Annotated in this window: 14 protein-coding genes; 4 read left to right on the top strand and 10 right to left on the bottom strand. The window is 61.2% G+C overall.

Annotated features, from left to right (window positions below):
• Nucleotide 1: 1 nt before the first annotated feature.
• From moaC to ACOOFN_RS08800, 7 genes are all read right to left on the bottom strand, one after another.
• Entirely contained in the window at nt 2-484 is a 483-nt protein-coding gene (gene moaC / locus ACOOFN_RS08830) for a cyclic pyranopterin monophosphate synthase MoaC (RefSeq protein WP_420430781.1), read from the bottom strand.
• Nucleotides 456-1,136 (bottom strand): sulfite oxidase heme-binding subunit YedZ, encoded by a 681-nt coding sequence (locus tag ACOOFN_RS08825; RefSeq protein WP_420430780.1) that lies wholly within the window; start codon nt 1,134-1,136, stop codon nt 456-458. Before ACOOFN_RS08825 ends, moaC begins: the two co-directional genes overlap by 29 nt.
• 2 nt (nt 1,137-1,138) lie before the next feature.
• The gene (msrP, locus tag ACOOFN_RS08820) at nt 1,139-2,113 is read right to left on the bottom strand and encodes a protein-methionine-sulfoxide reductase catalytic subunit MsrP (RefSeq protein ID WP_420430779.1); all 975 of its coding nucleotides are present in this window, start codon (nt 2,111-2,113) and stop codon (nt 1,139-1,141) included.
• A gap of 113 nt (nt 2,114-2,226) precedes the next feature.
• A complete protein-coding gene (locus ACOOFN_RS08815) occupies nt 2,227-3,453 on the bottom strand; it encodes an efflux RND transporter periplasmic adaptor subunit (RefSeq protein ID WP_420430778.1) in 1,227 nt (408 codons plus the stop codon).
• Between the two features lie 8 nt (nt 3,454-3,461).
• Nucleotides 3,462-5,825: an ABC transporter permease gene (locus ACOOFN_RS08810; protein WP_420430777.1), complete on the bottom strand. Its 2,364-nt coding sequence runs from the start codon at nt 5,823-5,825 to the stop codon at nt 3,462-3,464.
• Nucleotides 5,822-6,529, bottom strand: a complete 708-nt coding sequence (locus ACOOFN_RS08805; protein WP_420430776.1) for an ABC transporter ATP-binding protein — start codon at nt 6,527-6,529, stop codon at nt 5,822-5,824. The genes ACOOFN_RS08810 and ACOOFN_RS08805 overlap by 4 nt, the downstream gene beginning before the upstream one ends.
• 171 nt (nt 6,530-6,700) lie before the next feature.
• Nucleotides 6,701-8,014, bottom strand: a complete 1,314-nt coding sequence (locus tag ACOOFN_RS08800; RefSeq protein ID WP_420430775.1) for a serine hydrolase domain-containing protein — start codon at nt 8,012-8,014, stop codon at nt 6,701-6,703.
• A gap of 101 nt (nt 8,015-8,115) precedes the next feature.
• Between ACOOFN_RS08800 and ACOOFN_RS08795 the strand changes: the two genes are divergently transcribed.
• On the top strand, nt 8,116-8,709 hold the full coding sequence (locus tag ACOOFN_RS08795; protein WP_420430774.1) for a winged helix-turn-helix domain-containing protein: 594 nt from the start codon (nt 8,116-8,118) through the stop codon (nt 8,707-8,709).
• Between the two features lie 17 nt (nt 8,710-8,726).
• Here ACOOFN_RS08795 and ACOOFN_RS08790 read toward each other — a convergent pair whose 3' ends face one another.
• Nucleotides 8,727-9,842, bottom strand: coding sequence for a THUMP domain-containing class I SAM-dependent RNA methyltransferase (locus ACOOFN_RS08790; RefSeq protein ID WP_420430773.1), 1,116 nt, complete (start codon nt 9,840-9,842; stop codon nt 8,727-8,729).
• A gap of 112 nt (nt 9,843-9,954) precedes the next feature.
• On the opposite strand from ACOOFN_RS08790, the gene ACOOFN_RS08785 reads away from it, so the two are divergent.
• Nucleotides 9,955-10,089 (top strand): hypothetical protein, encoded by a 135-nt coding sequence (locus tag ACOOFN_RS08785; protein WP_420430772.1) that lies wholly within the window; start codon nt 9,955-9,957, stop codon nt 10,087-10,089.
• Between the two features lie 62 nt (nt 10,090-10,151).
• Nucleotides 10,152-13,694, top strand: coding sequence for a S8 family peptidase (locus tag ACOOFN_RS08780; protein ID WP_420430771.1), 3,543 nt, complete (start codon nt 10,152-10,154; stop codon nt 13,692-13,694).
• 98 nt (nt 13,695-13,792) lie between these two features.
• Here ACOOFN_RS08780 and ACOOFN_RS08775 read toward each other — a convergent pair whose 3' ends face one another.
• Complete coding sequence (locus ACOOFN_RS08775) at nt 13,793-16,048, bottom strand: DVUA0089 family protein (protein ID WP_420430770.1); 2,256 nt, start codon at nt 16,046-16,048, stop codon at nt 13,793-13,795.
• 179 nt (nt 16,049-16,227) lie between these two features.
• Between ACOOFN_RS08775 and ACOOFN_RS08770 the strand changes: the two genes are divergently transcribed.
• The gene (locus ACOOFN_RS08770) at nt 16,228-16,611 is read left to right on the top strand and encodes a hypothetical protein (protein ID WP_420430769.1); all 384 of its coding nucleotides are present in this window, start codon (nt 16,228-16,230) and stop codon (nt 16,609-16,611) included.
• A 14-nt stretch (nt 16,612-16,625) separates the two neighbouring features.
• Here ACOOFN_RS08770 and ACOOFN_RS08765 read toward each other — a convergent pair whose 3' ends face one another.
• A complete protein-coding gene (locus tag ACOOFN_RS08765) occupies nt 16,626-17,315 on the bottom strand; it encodes a carbonic anhydrase (protein WP_420430768.1) in 690 nt (229 codons plus the stop codon).
• Nucleotides 17,316-17,318: the final 3 nt, after the last annotated feature.

Genomic DNA, 17,318 nt, shown 5'->3' with positions numbered 1-17,318 from the left:
ACTAGTCGCTGCGCTTGTAATCGCCCGAGCGGCCACCGCTCTTTTCCAGCAGGCAAACGCCAGAAATCGTCATCGTCTTGTCGAGCGCCTTGGCCATGTCATAAAGCGTCAGCGCAGCGACCGAAGCGGCTGTCAGCGCTTCCATTTCGACGCCGGTCTTGCCGTCGCAGATGACCTCAGCGCGAATGTCGAAGCCGGTCTCTTCTTGGTTCGGCTCGATCGACACCTTCACCTTGGTCAACGGTAAAGGATGACAAAGCGGAATAAGGTCCGATGTGCGCTTTGCTGCCATGATACCGGCCAGCTCGGCGGCATGGAGCGCATTGCCTTTTGGTCCCTGCCCGCCGCGCACGGCTTCAAAGGCCTGCCTTGTCATGGCGATGCAAGCGCCCGCCAGGGCACGGCGCTGCGTGACCGGCTTGTCGCCGACGGCCACCATGCGCACGCGGCCTTCGTCATCCTGGTGCGTCAGTCGCTCGCTCATGTCTCATCCCCGTGACTGGCCGGCGTTTCGGAACCAGCCGGGTCCAAACTCGCCATCCCAGCAGCAGCGTCAGGATCGCGGCGTGTACCAGCGGTCCGGGCTGCAGGCCTTTCTCTGCGAAAAAGTGATGGATCACGGCCAGGATGGCAATGGCATAGACCGCCATGTGCAGTTGCCGCCAGCGCGCCGCACCGAGCCGCCGGATCATCGAATTGAAGGAGGTGATGGCGAGCGGCACCAGCAGGATCAGCGCCGCCATGCCGAAGGTGATGTAGGTGCGCTCGACAATGTCCTCCCACAGCGCGGGCAGGGAAAAAAACAGGTCAGCGCCGAAATAGGCCAGCAGGTGCAGTACCGCATACCAGAAAGCGGCCAGCCCGATACGCCGCCGGACCTGCAGGATCGGCGTCCAACCGGTGAGCTCACGGAAAGGCGATACCGCCAGCGAGATTAGCAGGATACGCAGCGCGGTCTGTCCCAGGAAATGGTGCGTCGCGGCAACCGGCTCGAAACCCAGCGCGTTAGGCAGGTCGGCGAAAAGCAGCGCCCATTGTCCAGCGATCCAGAAAAAGGGCAGCAGAAGCAGGCCGAGCACGACCGGCTTCAGCCAGTGCTTTGCGAACCGCCGCAAGAAGGCTGAACGCTGCGCCATGTCTAATAATCTTCGTTGAGGTCCATGCCGGCATAGAGCGGGGCGACCTCGTCATAGCCATTGAACATCTCGGTATCTCGGCGGGTGAAGGGACCGGCGCCAATGACCCGCTCGCTCGACTGGCTCCATCGCGGATGCGAGCGGTTCGGATTGACGTTCGAATAGAAGCCGTACTCGCGCGGCGCGGACTGCTTCCAGCTGGTCTCGGGTTCCTCCGCCACGAAGCGGATACGGCTGATCGACTTGATCGACTTGAATCCATACTTCCAGGGCACGACGAGCCGCATCGGCGCACCGTTCTGGTTCGGCAGGACCTCGCCATACAACCCCACTGCCATGATCGTCAGTGGATGCATCGCCTCGTCCATGCGCAGCCCCTCGCGATACGGCCAGTCCAGCACCGGGAAGCGTACACCGCGCATCTCGTCGCGGTTGAGATAGGTCTCGAAAGCGACATAGCGGGCATCCGAGGTCGGGCGGAACTGCTCGAGAATCGTGCTCAAGGGTACGCCGATCCACGGAATCACCATCGACCAGGCCTCGACGCAACGCAGCCGGTAGATGCGTTCCTCCAGCGCATTGAAATCGATGATATCCTCAAGTCCGAAAACGCCTGTACGTTCGGCATGTCCGCTAATCTCTACAGACCAGGGATCGGTCGTCATCGCATCGGCAAAGCGCGCCGGATCGGATTTGCCGACGCCGAACTCGTAGAAATTATTATACCCGGTGACCGCGTCATAGGGCGTCAGTTCGCCATCCGAAACCGTGTAGGCGGTCTCGCGAAACGAGAGGGGTTCGCCGGCACCCGCGCGCGCCGCCGATTGCGCTTCGGCGTCCGGCTGCGGTCCAGAGCAGGCAGCCGTCAACGCGACTGCGCCGCCGGCGGCCATGATCTTTCTGCGGTTCATGTATAGCCGCTTGGGCGTGACATCGTTTTCCGTCAGCCCGGCAATTGGCGCTTTCCTGATCAGCATGTCGGTTCTTCTTCTCCGCAACATAACCACATGTGACATAGCACGATGGCCCGGCAAGTCTTGGCGCTTGCGGGACTTGTGATCGAGCGTGAGCGCAAGAGAGCGCCGCGTGATCAGCGCGTGACCGGCTGCCGGGGTGTGATGCGGACACCGTCCGAGATCGCGGATGACGGGTAGAGCACGACCCTATCGCCAGCCGCCAGGCCACTGACGACATGGGCCTGCGTGCCATTGTTGCGATCGATGTCGACCGTCATGGCGCGGGCGCGACCGTTTCGCACGGCGTAGACCGCCCAGTCTTCTCCGTTTCGGAAGAGCGCGCTTGAGGGAACCACAAGCGCGTCGTCATTCTCCCAGATCACGATCTCCGTGACGACACGGTATCCGTGACCCAGCCCTTCGGGACGGTCAGCGGGATCTGTAAACCGGATGATGGTGTTGACACGCTGTTCTTCGACACCGAGCGCGGAATACTTCGTAAAGCCCCACGGCTCGACACGTTCCACGACACCGTCGATGGCTGCGCTACCGCCCCAGTCTGCAATGCGCACGAATTGTCCCGCACGGACCTGGACGGCGTCGGTGGAGAGCAATTCGACCAGCACTTCGAGATCGTTTTCGACATTGCCGATTTCGAGGATTGGCGTTCCCGCCGGCAGAGTCGTCTCGCTCTGCTGGATAACGCGAAGTGCGCGGCCGGTCGCAGGCGCGTAGATTGGGATGTCATCGATCATCTGCGAGGCGGCAATTTCGCTGCCGTCCAGGCCCTGAAGCATGGCGCGTGCATTGTCCAACTCCGCCTGCCGCACCGATACTGCCGCGTCGGCCGCGTCCAGGGCCGCGCTGGCCGCGCGGCGTTGTCGCAGCGCGCGATCCAGCGCGGCTTCGCTGGCGACACCGGATTCGCGCAAGGTCTGCTGGCGGCTCAATTCGCTGTCGGCCAGCTCCAGATCGGCAACGGCGCGGTTGCGCTCAGCCTGTGCCAGCCGCAGCGCGGCTTCGGCTGCCGACACGCCGGCACGCGCTTGTTCCCGTGTCCGAACATCCAGCACGGCCGGGTTGGAGGGTGCCATATAGGCCACGACATCCTCTCCGCGAACAACCGCATCGCCCGGCTCGACCTCGACGCGTCGAAGGCGTCCCGCGACCGGCGTCGAGACAATATAGGCATCATGGACCTGCGTCCGGCCATCCTCGGTAATCGTGTCTTCCATCGGTTCGCGCACGACGGTCCCGATATCGACAGGGATCGGCCGTGGCCAGAAAGCGAAGGCCAGCAACGCCGCCACCGCAACGAGGACGATGCCTGTGACAACGGGCCGGGAGTATTTTTTCCACATGAAGCCGATTATTCCTTCGATTTGAGCGCCAGGACCAGATCCGCCCTGTCGCTTTCACGTTTTACCATCCAGCCCGAAAAGACCGCAGCAACAATGACCGCCAGCCCTGACAATCCCAGCGCATCGGGCGCAAAGTCAGCCGGAATTTGATAGAGGTCGGTGCTGAAACCCTCTGCAATCGCGAAGGTCAGCCAGTAGCCGGCAAGCGCGCCCAGCGGCAGAGCGATGAGGACCACGATCGCCAACTCGCCCAGCAGTACAAAGGCCGCCTCGCCCTTGGTGAATCCCAGCACGCGCAGGCTGGCGAGGTCATGCGCGCTCTCGGTATAGGCAATCCGCGCCGTGTTGAAGACGATGCCGAATGCGATGATCGCCGCAATACCCGCCATCACAAACCGCATCGCTCCTGCGCCCTGGTCCATAATGTCCTGGAATGCGGCGCGCGCATCGGCCTTGACCGAAACGCCCGCGACTGCCGGCATGGCATCCAGCGCGGCATAAATCTCTTCCTGATAATGCGGATCGATCCGCAGATAGGCTCCCGCCACCCGGTTCGGCTCGCCCAGAGCGCGGTTCAGCGCGCCGAAATCCATGTAGGCAGGCGATCCCAGCAGTGACTCGGCAATGCCCGTGACCGGTATCTGCAGCAAGGGCCGGCGCCCTTGCCGAACATCGACGATCAGCGTTTCGCCGGTCGAAATCTGCAGGATGTCGGCCAATGCCGGCGTCAGAACAATACCTTCAGAAGGAAGAGTCAGCTCGTGTCCGCTGGCATCAAGCGCGCGGAAGAGCTCAGCCCCCGCTGAAACGGCGGTGATGCTGCCGCGATGGTCATGCACGCCGTTGCGCAGGACGGCAGCGACGCTACGAGTGGGCTCGACCTCGATTACACCCTCAATGTGCGCCAGCGAGTGAAGGGTTTGGTCCGACAAGGGCTGGATGAAACTGACCATCATGTCGCTGCGGTCAATGACGCTGAACGAGGTTTCGATCGTCTCGTCAAACCCTGAAAGGATGGTCAGCATGCCGCCTGAAAGCGCCATGCCGGCGGCAACTCCGGCCACCGCACCCATCGCGCGTCCGGGATGGCGGACGAGGCGACGGAGAACCATGCGCGTCGGTTGATCGAGCAATCGCGTGACCAGACCGGAAATAAGCCGGCTGCCGCTGTAGTCGGTTGGTGCCGGCGGCCGCATGGCGACGGCCGGCGACAGGGCAAAGATCTGGCGCAACGCAAACAGGCCACCCAGCGATGCTGCCGCGACGCTTGCGACCAGCGCAATCGCGAAACTGGCCGGGGCGATCTCGAAGACGAGGAACGGAAACTTGTAGTATTCAACGTAGATGCTGATCATGCTGGCGCCGGCAGCGAGGCCGAACAGGCAGCCGAGAAACGCCCCACCAGCGGCAATGATCAGGATCAGCTTGAAATAGTGCGCAGTCACCTCGACATCGGTATATCCGAATGCCTTGATGAGCCCGATTTGCTGACGCTCGGCTTGCAGCAATCGCGAGAACACGATGTTCAAAAGGAATGCTGCGACGGCGAGAAAGATCGGCGGAACGGCCGCCGCCGAGGCCCGCAGACCGTTGATTTCCTCCATGATGAACCGGTTGGAGAACTGGTCTTCCAGCCCATAGGAACCGATCGCCCCGTATTCGTCCAGAATCCGGTCGGCCGCATTCAGCACGCCAGGCAGGTCTTCCGCACGACCGATCGAGAGCAGGACCTCGTTAACAGCACCATCGAGATCGTAGGCCGCTTCCATCGCCGATCGGCTCAACCACATCACGCCAAATCGCGACGCATCCGGAACCAGCTCGCCGGGCGCTGTCGTGTAGAGAAACTCCGGCGACTGGGCGAGACCGACAATGTGAAAGCTGCGCCTGGAGCCATGCATTGTGGCCGACAATCGATCGCCGGGTTCGAGCCCGTGCGCTTCGGCAAAGCTCTTGAGGAGCAGGATTTCATCGGAGCGCCTCCGGTCGATCCAGCGGCCCGAGGCAAGATAGACATCATTCAGCCGCGGCACGCCGAAATCCGGCAGCGAAACCGCCTGCGCCTGCACCGGCAGATCGGTATCGGCCACATCAATCAGGGCCCGTCCGACGACGCGTCCCTCGACCGCCGAGACGCCATCGATTTCGGCCAGCTCGTCCAGCACACTTTCCGGAGCCCGTACCACTGGTGCGAAAACATCTGCCAACCGATAGCGCTCATAGTAAGCGCGCCGCGTCTCCTCCAGCGAGCTGACGAGCCCTGCCATCATCACCAGCAGCATGACACCGACTGCCACGACCAGGCCGATCGCCAGCGCCTGCGTCCTCATGCGCCAGAGATCGCGGAACAGCTTGGTGTCGAGCGGACTCACCAGTGGATCTCCTCGGGTGAAACCTTGGTCTCGTTGATCACGGATTCGCGGATTGTGCCGTCCGCAAAATGGATGACCCGATCCGCCATTTGCGCGGTCGCGGCCGCATGTGTGACGATCATCACGGTCGCGCCCAGTGTTTCATTCACATCCTTGAGCACCTTCAGAACGGTCCGACCGGTCGTCGAATCCAGCGCGCCGGTGGGCTCGTCACAGAACAGCACGGTCGGGTTCTTGGCGACCGCCCTCGCAATCGCGACGCGCTGCTGCTCTCCGCCCGATAGCTCGGACGGAAAATGGTCTGCCCGCGCGGTCAGCCCGACAAGTGCCAAAGCATCCGCAGCATCCATCGGATTGCTGGCAATCTCGGTGACCAGTTCGACATTTTCCAGCGCTGTAAGGCTCGGCATCAAATTGTAGAACTGGAATACAAAGCCGACATGATCGCGACGGTAGCGCGTCAATTGCCGGTCGCTCATGACCGTCAACTCGCGGTCATGGAACCAGGCTTCGCCATCACTTGCGCGATCCAGCCCGCCAATGATGTTCAGCAAGGTGGATTTACCTGAGCCCGATGGTCCGAGAAGCACAACAAATTCGCCTTCCGGAATATCAAGATTGACGCCGCGCAGCGCATGTACGGCCGTCTCGCCTTCGCCATAGACCTTGGTCAGCGCGCGGGTCCTGAAGGCCGTTCGGGCCACAAATGTACCGTCCTCTAGCCGGAACTACGGATTGCAGATCCGAGTGTCGGAACTTTCGAAGGCGCTGACAATGCTTCAATCTGCCCCGCTATCGTTCACGAGGCATTCGCGCACAGCCCGAACGTCCTGGATGTTGCGAATACCTATGCCCGCCGAGTCGGGCATAGGCCGCTAGAAACCATCAATGGACAGACCGCTCATGGCGCGGTCATCACCTGCAGGCTCGTGACCGATCGTGACGCGCGCGAGCGGTCCGTCCGGCTGCCCCATGACAAGACGTATTTCGTCATCACCTTCGTCCACGGCGTAGATCGCAGCACTGGCGAAATCCTGATGCAGACTCCGGAACATGCCGAGATGTTCCTCCATCGGAACCAGTTCCTGGAAGGCTTGGCTGGTCCGGGTTTCGATGAAAGCCTGCCAGTCCGAAGGCTGGTCGGCATTCAGCGTGTCGATGAATGCCCTCGCAAGCACACCGGCTGCGGTGTCGGGGAGATCGACCGTACGATCGAAATCGACGGCAGGCTGCGCGGCGATATCGATCTGCCGCCCGTAGACCGCCGCCGACATCACCTCGGCCACGACGTCGGGATCGACACCGCGCGCATTGGAGGTCGCGAAGATCACGACGCCTGGCTCCGGCAATACCCGGAAATGATTGGTAAAATACGCGTTGCCCCCATTGTGCCAGTAAAAGCGGCCGTAGAGCGGGTGATCCTCGACCACGATGCCGTAGCCGTAATCGCTGGCGGCATCGCCACCCCAGCTCGCAGTGGCAACATCGGCACCACGTCCGGTGCGGACCGCACGCGTGGTTGATATTACCGCTGCATAGCCGGTATCGCTCAGGCCAAGCGGCTCCAGCACTGACTGAAGATGGGTTTCAAGGGATTCGCCGCTTGCCCTTTCGATGATCGCGCCCGTCAGTGAAATTCCGACATTCGAATAGGCATAGGCCGTACCGGGTTCGAACTGCAGGTCCGCAGCAAGGGCCTGCCTGACAAAGGCTTCCCGTCCGATTTCGGCGTAATCGTCACCTATGGCAGGCGGGAATCCGGCACTATGCGTCAGCAATTGGTGCACCGTGATATTGGCCTTGTCGGCGGGCACTGCTTCGAACCAATCCGCTAGCGTCGAATTCGGGTCGAGCCTGCCGTCGGCGATCAGACGCGACGCAAGCAAGCCCGTCACGCTCTTGGTGATCGATCCGATATCGGTCTGCGTCACGAGGCTGTAGGGCGTTCCGGTCACCGGGTCTGCAGGACCGAGCGAGGCGACGAACACGATCTCGCCATTGAGCGACACGCTGACATGCCCGTCGAAGCCCGCCGTATCGAGGCGGTTGGCCGCTTCCGACAGCGACTGGTTCAAGGCCGATCCCGTCAATGGGCCGGCTGATGGTCCAGTGGAATCCTCCACCGCTAGGCTGGTGGCCGCAGCCACGACTGCAGCTGACACAGCAATCAAGCCTGTCCAATTCGTCATTTGATCCCTCCGGGCGTGTGGTTTTCACTTCGAACAGGGGAAGAGCTAGCGGTTGAACTGTTCTGCGTCCTGACGAAGAAGCTTTCGAAAGGAATCCAAACATGCCCGACACAATGCATGTCGATACCGGAGAGAACGCCTACCGCATCTCCGGCCGCGTCTATCATCCGGCGCAAGGCCTGATACGGACCGCGCACGGCATAGTCCGGCTGGAACCGCGGCTTGCCCGGCTACTGGATCTCTTCGTCCAATCCCCGGGCAAGGCGCTGAGTCGTAGCGATATTCTTGACAAGGTCTGGGCAGAAAACGGGTCCGATGAAGCTCTGACCCAGGCCGTCTCGCGTCTGCGCCGCCATCTCGGTCACGACACCATCCGGACCTTGCCGCGGATCGGATACGTGCTCGCGACGCCACCGGAACCGATCGCGCTCGACAGCGAGCCGGCCGAGGAACCGGCGCTGCCGCAAGTCGCGCAGTCACCGGGCAGTAGCCGTCTGCGGATGGGAATCGCCTTCTTCGCGGGCTTGGCGACCGGTATCGCGCTCGCCGTGCTGCTCGCACCGGTCTTGATGACGCGCCAGATCGAGATCGAGGAATCTGTGAACGGTCTGACAGACGAAACCCGGCTGATCCGGACAACAGCGGAATGTTCGATGCTGGTCCGGGACTGCGTTCCCGACGACCGCCTTCGCTGACTTTATATTCGCCTGGTCTACGCCAGCGGAGCTGTCTGGTAGAGGCGTATCTTGATCCCGCTGTGATCGATGATCGGGCCGGGCCGCGAAAAAGGCAGGCGCGTTGCGCGCGCGAGCGCGTCATCGCTTGTTACCAAGCCGACGCGCCATCCGGAAAAGCGCGACCGCAAAGTATCACCAATGGCGTGGTACACGGGATAGAGCGCCTTCCGGTTGCCGATTCGGGCGCCATAGGGTGGATTGATCATCACCAGTCCGGGTTGCTCCCCTGGCGATCGAGTGTCGCGAATATCTGCCGTTTCAAACCGAGTGATGTCGGTCACACCGGATCGCGCGGCATTGGCGCGTGCAGCCTCGACAGCACCGGCATCCCGGTCCGACCCTGAAAACAGAAAAGCGGTCTCTCGCCCCGGGTGCGCGGCTTTCAAAGCGGTCCACCTATCCGCGTCGAACGATGGCAAGCGCTCGAATGCAAAAGATCGGCCCCGTCCGGCCGGCAATCCCGCCGCAATCTCGGCCGCCTCGATCACGAATGTGCCCGATCCGCACATCGGATCGAGAACGGGCTCTTCTCCGGCATAACCGCAGGCGCGCAGCAACAGCGCTGCCATGGTTTCGCGTATCGGTGCCTTGACCACGGACAGCTTGAACCCGCGGCGGTGCAACAATTCGCCGGATGTATCGAGGCTGATCGTGCAGATATTCTTTGCGATCCGGATCTGGACCCGCAGGCCGTCTGCATCATCTATCCGTCCGCCGACAGCCTCCAGCGCCGCGTCTCGTACGCGCTGTTGCACGGCTCGGGCGTGATAGAGTTTTGATTGGCGGCAACTCGCCGAGAATTGCAGCGCAGCACCCCTGGGCAGCCAGCTGGCCCAGTCGAGCTTGCGGGCTTTCTTGTCGAGCTGCGATAGGTGAACCACCGGGAAAGTCGCCACGCGCACCAGAACCCGGACCGCACCACGCAGCAAATAGTTCGCCCGCCAGACATCCGGCCAGCTGCCGCTGAACTCCACGCCGCCCGCCACAGTGCGGGCATCATTGAATCCGGTCTGCCTTGCCTCGTGCAACAAGACATCCTCGAGCCCCGGTGAAACGGACAGATAGATGTCGAGCGGTGCGGTCGTGGTCATATCAATCCAAAGGCTTGGGCTGCCGTACGATTTCTACCGCGCCGCCTTTCGGCATTGCCAAGGAGCACCGGACGCCGGTCAACAGCCAGCTGATGCATACAGTCCGTAGCACATGCGCGCGATAACTCTGTTCACTGGCGAATGGAAGTCGGTTTCATCCGGCACGCAAGGCGGCTTTCTCGCGCGACAAATGCACGGATTCATCGGATCGATCCCGGAGACCAAGAATACTGGTGCGCCCGGTTGACCTCTAAACTTGTCGCTACGGCTTAGCGCTCGGTCTAGGCTAGCGATAGTTTGGGAGAAACCATGTTGGCAAGAAGCTTGTCTTTTCTGTTCGCGGCAATCGTCACGATGACAACCGGCCTCGCATGGGCGCAGGCGCCAATCGAATTGTCGCCGGAGGCAGATGCACGTTTGGAATCCCATGCCATTCCGGTCATCGTCCATTTGACACCCCCGTCCGTGGGACTTGGCGAGGCGGCCGCATCGGTTTCCCTTATGGAAGCTCGCACCGCGGCAATCCACGAAATGCAGGAAAACGTCGTACAGCAGGCTTTCGGCACCAGTATTGAAAGCCTGCGGCGGGAACGTAACGCGGTCGCCAGCTCGATCGCGCGCGACGAAGGCCAACCGACGGATCGCTTTCCGGACGGGCTCATGCTGACCCGGCAGTTTGACCTCACACCGGCGATTGCCTTGTCGGCGAGCCGGGACCAGATCGAACTCCTGGCAGCACTGCCGCAGGTTGTCGCGATCGCCGAGGATCGCTTCAACGAGCCTTTCATGGATGAATCGCTGCCCCTGACCGGTGCCAGCCTCTTGCACGGGGAAGGGCTGACCGGCGAAGGCGTCGCTGTCGCCATTCTCGATACCGGCACCGATCATCAACATCCGATGCTCAACAACGCGATCGTCGCATCAGCCTGCTTTTCATCCTACACAGTGGAAACCACATCGCGGTGTCCCAACGGTCAGGTTGTCGAGATCGGAACAGAGGCAGGCGATGCGTGTGAGTGGTGTGCGGTCAAAGACAGTCATGGCACTCATGTTGCCGGCACGGTTGCGGGCCGCGACTACACCTATACGGACGGAAACAATATCGAGCGAACGCTTCGCGGCATGGCCCCTGGTGCCGGCATCGTCGCGATCAACGTGTTCAGCCTCCATGTCGCGGAGAACGATATCACCGCGCTCGACAGCGATCTCCTCGCGGCACTGGAATGGGTTTACAGCAACCGGGTGATCGAAATCCCGGGCGGAGGAAGTGTCCGCCTCGCAGCGGCAAACATGAGCCTGGGCGGCGGCCGCCATTTCGATTACTGCCCCTTTGCCGCGCCGGCCGGTATGGCCCTGCAACCCATTATCTCGCTGTTGAGATCCGCGGGCGTTGCCACGGTGATCGCCTCCGGAAACAATCATTACAATGACTCGGTCTCTTACCCGGCCTGTATTTCCGAAGCCGTCACGGTCGGTGCAACTGACCGCAATGACGCCGTAACAAGTTTCTCCAATTCAGCCTTCATGGTTGACCTGCTGGCACCCGGCCATTTGATCCGTTCATCCGTCGAGGTCGGCACGACGGCGAATTCCGTTGACGCCTATTCCGGCACGTCCATGGCCACGCCTCACGTCGCCGGGGCATTCGCCTTGCTCGCCGCTGCCCATCCTGAGGCGTCCGTCAATGATATCGAAACCGCCCTGCGCTTGACCGGTCGGCCGGTCACCGACCCCGACAATTCATTGGTGCGCACCCGGATCGATGTTGCACAGGCCCATGAGTACATGTCCGCCGTTGAAATCGCGACGGGTCCGCTCTCCATCTCGCCGGCAACGGACTATTTCGCAACCGTCAACGTCCACCGGCCGCAATCGCCTGATGTCGTTACCTATTCGCTCACCAATGACGGCATCGAATCCATGACCGTCTCGATCGCGGTGGAGGGCATCGACGCTGTCACATTCGGTGCGGACGTGCGCGCTTATGACGTTGAACTTGCGCCGGGTACAAGCACGCCGATCAATATTGTGCTCGACCTTGCCGCTGTAACACTTGGCGAGCAAAGAGGCGAAATCACGATCGAGGCCGAATGGCCCGGCGGCGAGCAGAGACTGGACATCGGTGCACGCGTTCTCGGCTACGCAGGCGCTTCGCCGTCAGAGCGTCCTTTCAACGATGATTTTGCCGATGCACTCGTGCTGCGGGACAATTTCCAGGTCATCGAGCTGTCATCCTTCGGTGCGACCCGCCAGGCCGGTGAGCCGGCACATGATGGCGAAGCCGCCGAAAACACGACATGGTACAGGCTGACTTTCCAGCGCGATGGCATGGTCAGAATCGGCGCGTCAGGCCGTCTCGGCCGCAACACGCTGGCAGTCTATCGCGGCACGTCACTCGCTGCGCTCGAAACGGTCGCGGCCGGCTCGGCAACACATGAGAGCGTCAGTATCGACATTGCTGGCAGCGAGGGCGAAACGGTTCACATCGCATTCGATTATGCTCCCCCGGAAAATTCGATGGGCGGTCAGGAACGCGACCCGTTCAGTCTGTTCATCATCCCTCTCGCCGGTCCCTATGATGCGTTTGCAGACGCTCTGGAACTCGAGGCACCCAATGGTCGCGCACTGGTCAGCCTGGCGGGTTCGACATTCGAAAGCGGCGAACCTGACGGCCTGTCGTCAGCAACAAGCGGAACCGTTTGGCTAAGGGCGACGGGCGGGTCCGGGGACCAACTCAGCCTCGTCATAGAACAGACGGTATCGCTCACCATTGTGACGCCGTTCACGGGCACGGCGCTGGACGAGCTGGTCGCAGGCAAGGTTGAATATGCGAATGGCTTCGATGAAGCAGAGCCGCTTCTCTTTGATATTCCGGACGGCGGGCTTTGGGTTCGCCTCCAGACCATTGCGTCCACATCGGATCCGATTCTGCAGGGCGAAGTCCTGCTGCGCTGGCAGATTGGTAGCGATCCGGCGGAGGCCAGTGTCAATTCGGCGGTCGCCCCCATGGTCCGCACAGCGCAACTGGGCAATTTCGCGTCCGGATTGTTGGCCGCATCAGTAGGCGGGTCAGTCAACGCGGCGGATTGTGGAATCCGTCCGCCGCTAGGAGGCCGCGGCGTATTTACCTTCATGCCGTTGACTCCGGAAGCGGGCGGCGCGGGTGAGGCGGTCGATATTCCTGCCGGCCAGTCTCAGATTTTTGCCTTCGGTGGAACCATTACTGGCGGCGCGCCGGCAGCAGACATTGACGGCACTGTAATCCTGCCAATGCTGGCCAGTTGCGCCAACGGCTCGGCCAGCCGGCCGACCCAGCTCAATTCGGTTCTTGTGACGTTGAGTACGCAACCGATCGCCGACATTGTCGCGGTCTTGGCGGCGACCACCGGAAATGTCGTCGAAGTGCCAGAGAACGGCGCCGCCCGTTTTTCGGTTGCCGCGAGCAATCTCGGGGTAACGTCAGGCCCCGTCTATATCATCCCCTTTGCCACCAACTCGGAGGACGCCAGTGAAATGGCATTCGCCATCTCCGATGCGGCCATTTCCGTCGTCGAGGGAATAGACGGTTTCCCGACCTTGCCCCTCACCTTGTCGATCTGTTCGACCGATGCAGATGACGGAACCTGCCTTGACGATTTTGCAGCGTCGCGAAGCGTCTCGGCATTTGCGTCAGGGGGATCTGCGACCTTCACGGTCCGCGTCCAGGGCCAGGGCGAATCCGTCGACCTGTCACCCGGGGTTAATCGCGTCGGTGTTGCGTTTGTGGAAGTGTCTTCGCTCGACTCGGACGAAATCGAATCGATCCGCCTGATCGGTGCGGGATCGATAGCGGTCAGAACCGTTCCGGATTGACGTATCCGCATCGTCCAGCAAAGGGCGCCCTGCCGGCTGGCAGGACGCCCTTCAATGCCGATAACGGTGGCACCGATAATGGTGGCCGCGCCTTCGCTCTAGCCGTCTTCGTCGACCGAATCCTGCGGGACTTCGAAATGCCGCGCATCGAATCGATAGCTTGCTTCGGCCGTCATCACGCTGGCCGGCTGGATATCGAGACTGTAGCCAACCCCTGAACACGCGCCCGGTTCCTCGGGCATTGTGCGGTGAAACACCATCAACCAGACGGTCTCGAAGCCGCTTGTATCCACACCGCCCGATCGGCCCAGGGGCATGACATGGACTGCCCCATCCGCCACACCAAGCGCCAGAACTTCCAGACCGGCATCGCCGTCGAGTGAGACCATGAACTCGCCGTCGAGGGCCAGTTCCAGATAATTTGCGCCGAGCTGCTCCAATCCACCCTTGGATTGCCAAGGGCCGGTTTCCGAGATCGTCGCACGCGGCGCCACCGTAGTATCGAACAGCGGAGCAAGATCGTAGTCGCGCGCGAAATTCTGAGCCCGCCACCGCTGGATCACGTCCGGCAGCGACGTATTTGCTTCGCGCAACGCCGCTTCCATGGTCTCAAATCCCTCGAGCTCGACGCTGTTTTCCCAGAAGCGGACGATCATGTCCTCGCCATGCACATCGGCGATCGATTGCAACAATGTCCATTGGGAATAGTTGAATCCGCCTTCTGTGGTCGTCCAGCATGTGTGCGGTGAGCGATAGTCCGTCTCCACATAATCCGTGGCGTCCTGATCGGCACCGACCGTTACCGTCTCGATCCACGAAGCCGTTGATTCATAGAGCCAGCCGAGCTCTTCCTCGGCGTCATAGCCATACTGGACAATGTGGTTGAATTCGTGGGTGGCCGTCGCCCGCATCAGACTGTGGGCAGAGGCCTCCTTTCCAAGGCCGAGAAAATCGTTCTCGACCAGGAAAATCGCCCTTGCCGCCTCGTTTTCGCGCACACCGGCCGTGTTCGGATTATCGAAGACCACTTCGACAGGATAGGCCACGCCGAGCGAGCCGCCTGCATCGGCAACGAAGACCCGGTAAAGCCCGTCATCGTCGCGGATCGGCTCGGACCAGCCCATGCGGCCGATCTGGATGTCATAGATTTCCTGCAAGGCTTCACCGAGGGATAGCGCGTATTCGCGCGAAGACGCATCATCGCCTTCCAGCGTGTAGTGGACGAGAAAATCCTCTGTCTGGATTGTCTCGACTTCTCCGCTCAGCGTGATCACGCGTTCGCGCAACTCCTGGAGAAGGTCGACAATATCGGCGTCGACAAATGACAGGATGAGCTCGAACTCGCCGCCTGACTGGCTACCCTGATAGCGGCTCATCTCCAGCGTGTAGGTGCCGGACTGCATGGCCGTGTAGGCGATGGCGGAGTTCAGCGAGCCGTCGCCGCGGTCGTCATTCACCGCTACCGGGTGACCGTCAGGGGCGGACAAGCGCAGCAACGTGTCGAGGTCGCCGCTCAATGCGTTGGCATAAGCATAGAGTGTTTGCCCTTCATCGAGCACCACCGGATAGCTGATGCTCGGTTGGTCGTCGGTGATCGCGCCACTGAAGTCCGCGAATTGCTCTCCTTCGATCGAGCTGAAATCAAATGGCACCTCGGCATTCGGGTCGATCGCCAGCGAAATCACCAGATCGCCGGATTCGTTGCCGGAAAAGGAACCGATCTCGATCTCGTAGCGCCCAGCCCGCTCGGCCTGGTAAACGATCTGCGAGTTCAGCGTCCCGTCGCCGCGGTCGTCATTCTGGCTTGCAACCATGCCATCCGGCCCGGTCAGCGAGAGCGTGGTATCCAGCCCGCCGGTCAGCGCAAAAGTCGTGGCCACGAGGATATCTTCGCTCGCAAGATCCACGGAAAAGCTCTGCGTCGGTGTCGATGCGCTCAGCGCCACAATGTCCTCGCGCAGTATCTGCGCGGCGGAAGAAAGGCCGAAATCAACGCCATCCTCGACGTCGAGTTCGAAAGCACCTGTCGAGCCGCCATAACCGGTCACCGAGACGGTATACCGGCCGCTTGCAGGCACCTGCAGAACGATCTGTGACTGCAAAGTGCCAGGCGACATGTCGTCATTTTCTGCCAGCAAGCGCCCATCCGGTCCGGTCAGCGCCAGGATCGTGTCAAAATTCTCCGCCGAAGACGTCGTCAATGTGACGATATCGCCGGCACCCAGCGTCAACGGGAAATCGACCCGCGGCTGGGCGTCCGTCACTTCGCCGGCGAGCGGGTTTTCCGGCGTGCTCTGGGCACCTGCGCATCCCGCCATGCAGGTGATCCCTGCCAATACGATAAATGAACGCATCCGTGTCCCCTTGTCTGCCGCTACACCAATTGCCCACGGCTCCTAGAGTGGCTTTAGACGCAACGGGAAAGAGCGGCAAGGAGCAGCGCAGCAGCAATAGTCGGCCAGGCACAGTCCGGAACCGGAGAGCCGTCACAGCGTTTCTTAAACACGATCGGTAAATCGATCGGGAGGAAACAATGAAAACGAAGCTTTCCGCTGTTCTTGCCGCTATCCTTCTGTCGCTGGTCTCAATTTCCGGACGCGATTTTGAAATCCCCGGTGATCTCGCATTTGATCTTGGGTTGATCTGGCACGAATTGGCCACGAATTCCGCGAAGTACGGCGCGCTGAAATCATTGGCGGGCGATGTTCAATTGTCGTGGAATCTGATCCGCGAGGACAGTGAGCGCTATCTCTCCGTCCTGTGGCGCGACACGTCACCCGTCGACGCCTCCACCGATATGGGAACCGGATTCGGCACGCGCTTGATCTCGCAACTGGTCGAAACGAAATATCATGGCTCGATCGAGATTTGTGATCGACCGGAATATTGCTGCCGGTTCCGGATTCGCCTGCCCTGATCTTTCGCCAGGGGCTATGCTTCGACCACGCCGAGGCACCCCGTCGCGCATTCGCCCGGATCAGCGCCGAGCCAGACCGAAAGCCGGTCGGGAAATTGCCGCGAGACCTGGCGGCGGTTTGATACCGTCAATTCGAGATCACGGATCAATCCGTTGTCGATCCCGTAGATCCATCCATGTACGGCCAGCTCCTGGCCACGGCTCCAGGCATCGTGAACGATAGGATTGCACGCTACTGACCGGACTTGGGCAGCCACATTGGCCTCGCACAGCGCATCCAGCCGGCGCTTGGGGTCTTCGAGTCGTAACAGATAGGGCGCCAATTCGTCTGACACATCACGGATCGGTTGCAGCCAGTGATCGATCAGCCCGTGCCGCTCGCCGGACATTGCCGCCGCCACGCCACCACAACCGTAATGACCACAGACGATGATGTGACGTATCTTCAGCGCTTCGACAGCAAACTGCAGAACCGACAGGAAATTCGCGTCCTGTGACGGCGCAAGATTGGCAACATTGCGGTGCACGAACAATTCGCCGGGATCAAGGCCGACAATATCGTTTGCCGGCACCCGGCTGTCGGAACAGCCGATCCACAGATAATCGGGGTGCTGTTGCCGCGCGAGGCGATGGAAGAAGTCTGGATCCTTTCGCGTCTTGGTGTCCGCCCAGACGAGATTATTCTCCAAAAGGTCGCCAATCATCGG

This window comes from Hyphobacterium sp., from assembly GCF_965217055.1.
Classification (GTDB): domain Bacteria; phylum Pseudomonadota; class Alphaproteobacteria; order Caulobacterales; family Maricaulaceae; genus Hyphobacterium.
The sequence above is the reverse complement of the archived record's forward strand: the minus strand, read 5'-3'. Positions and strand labels throughout refer to the sequence as shown.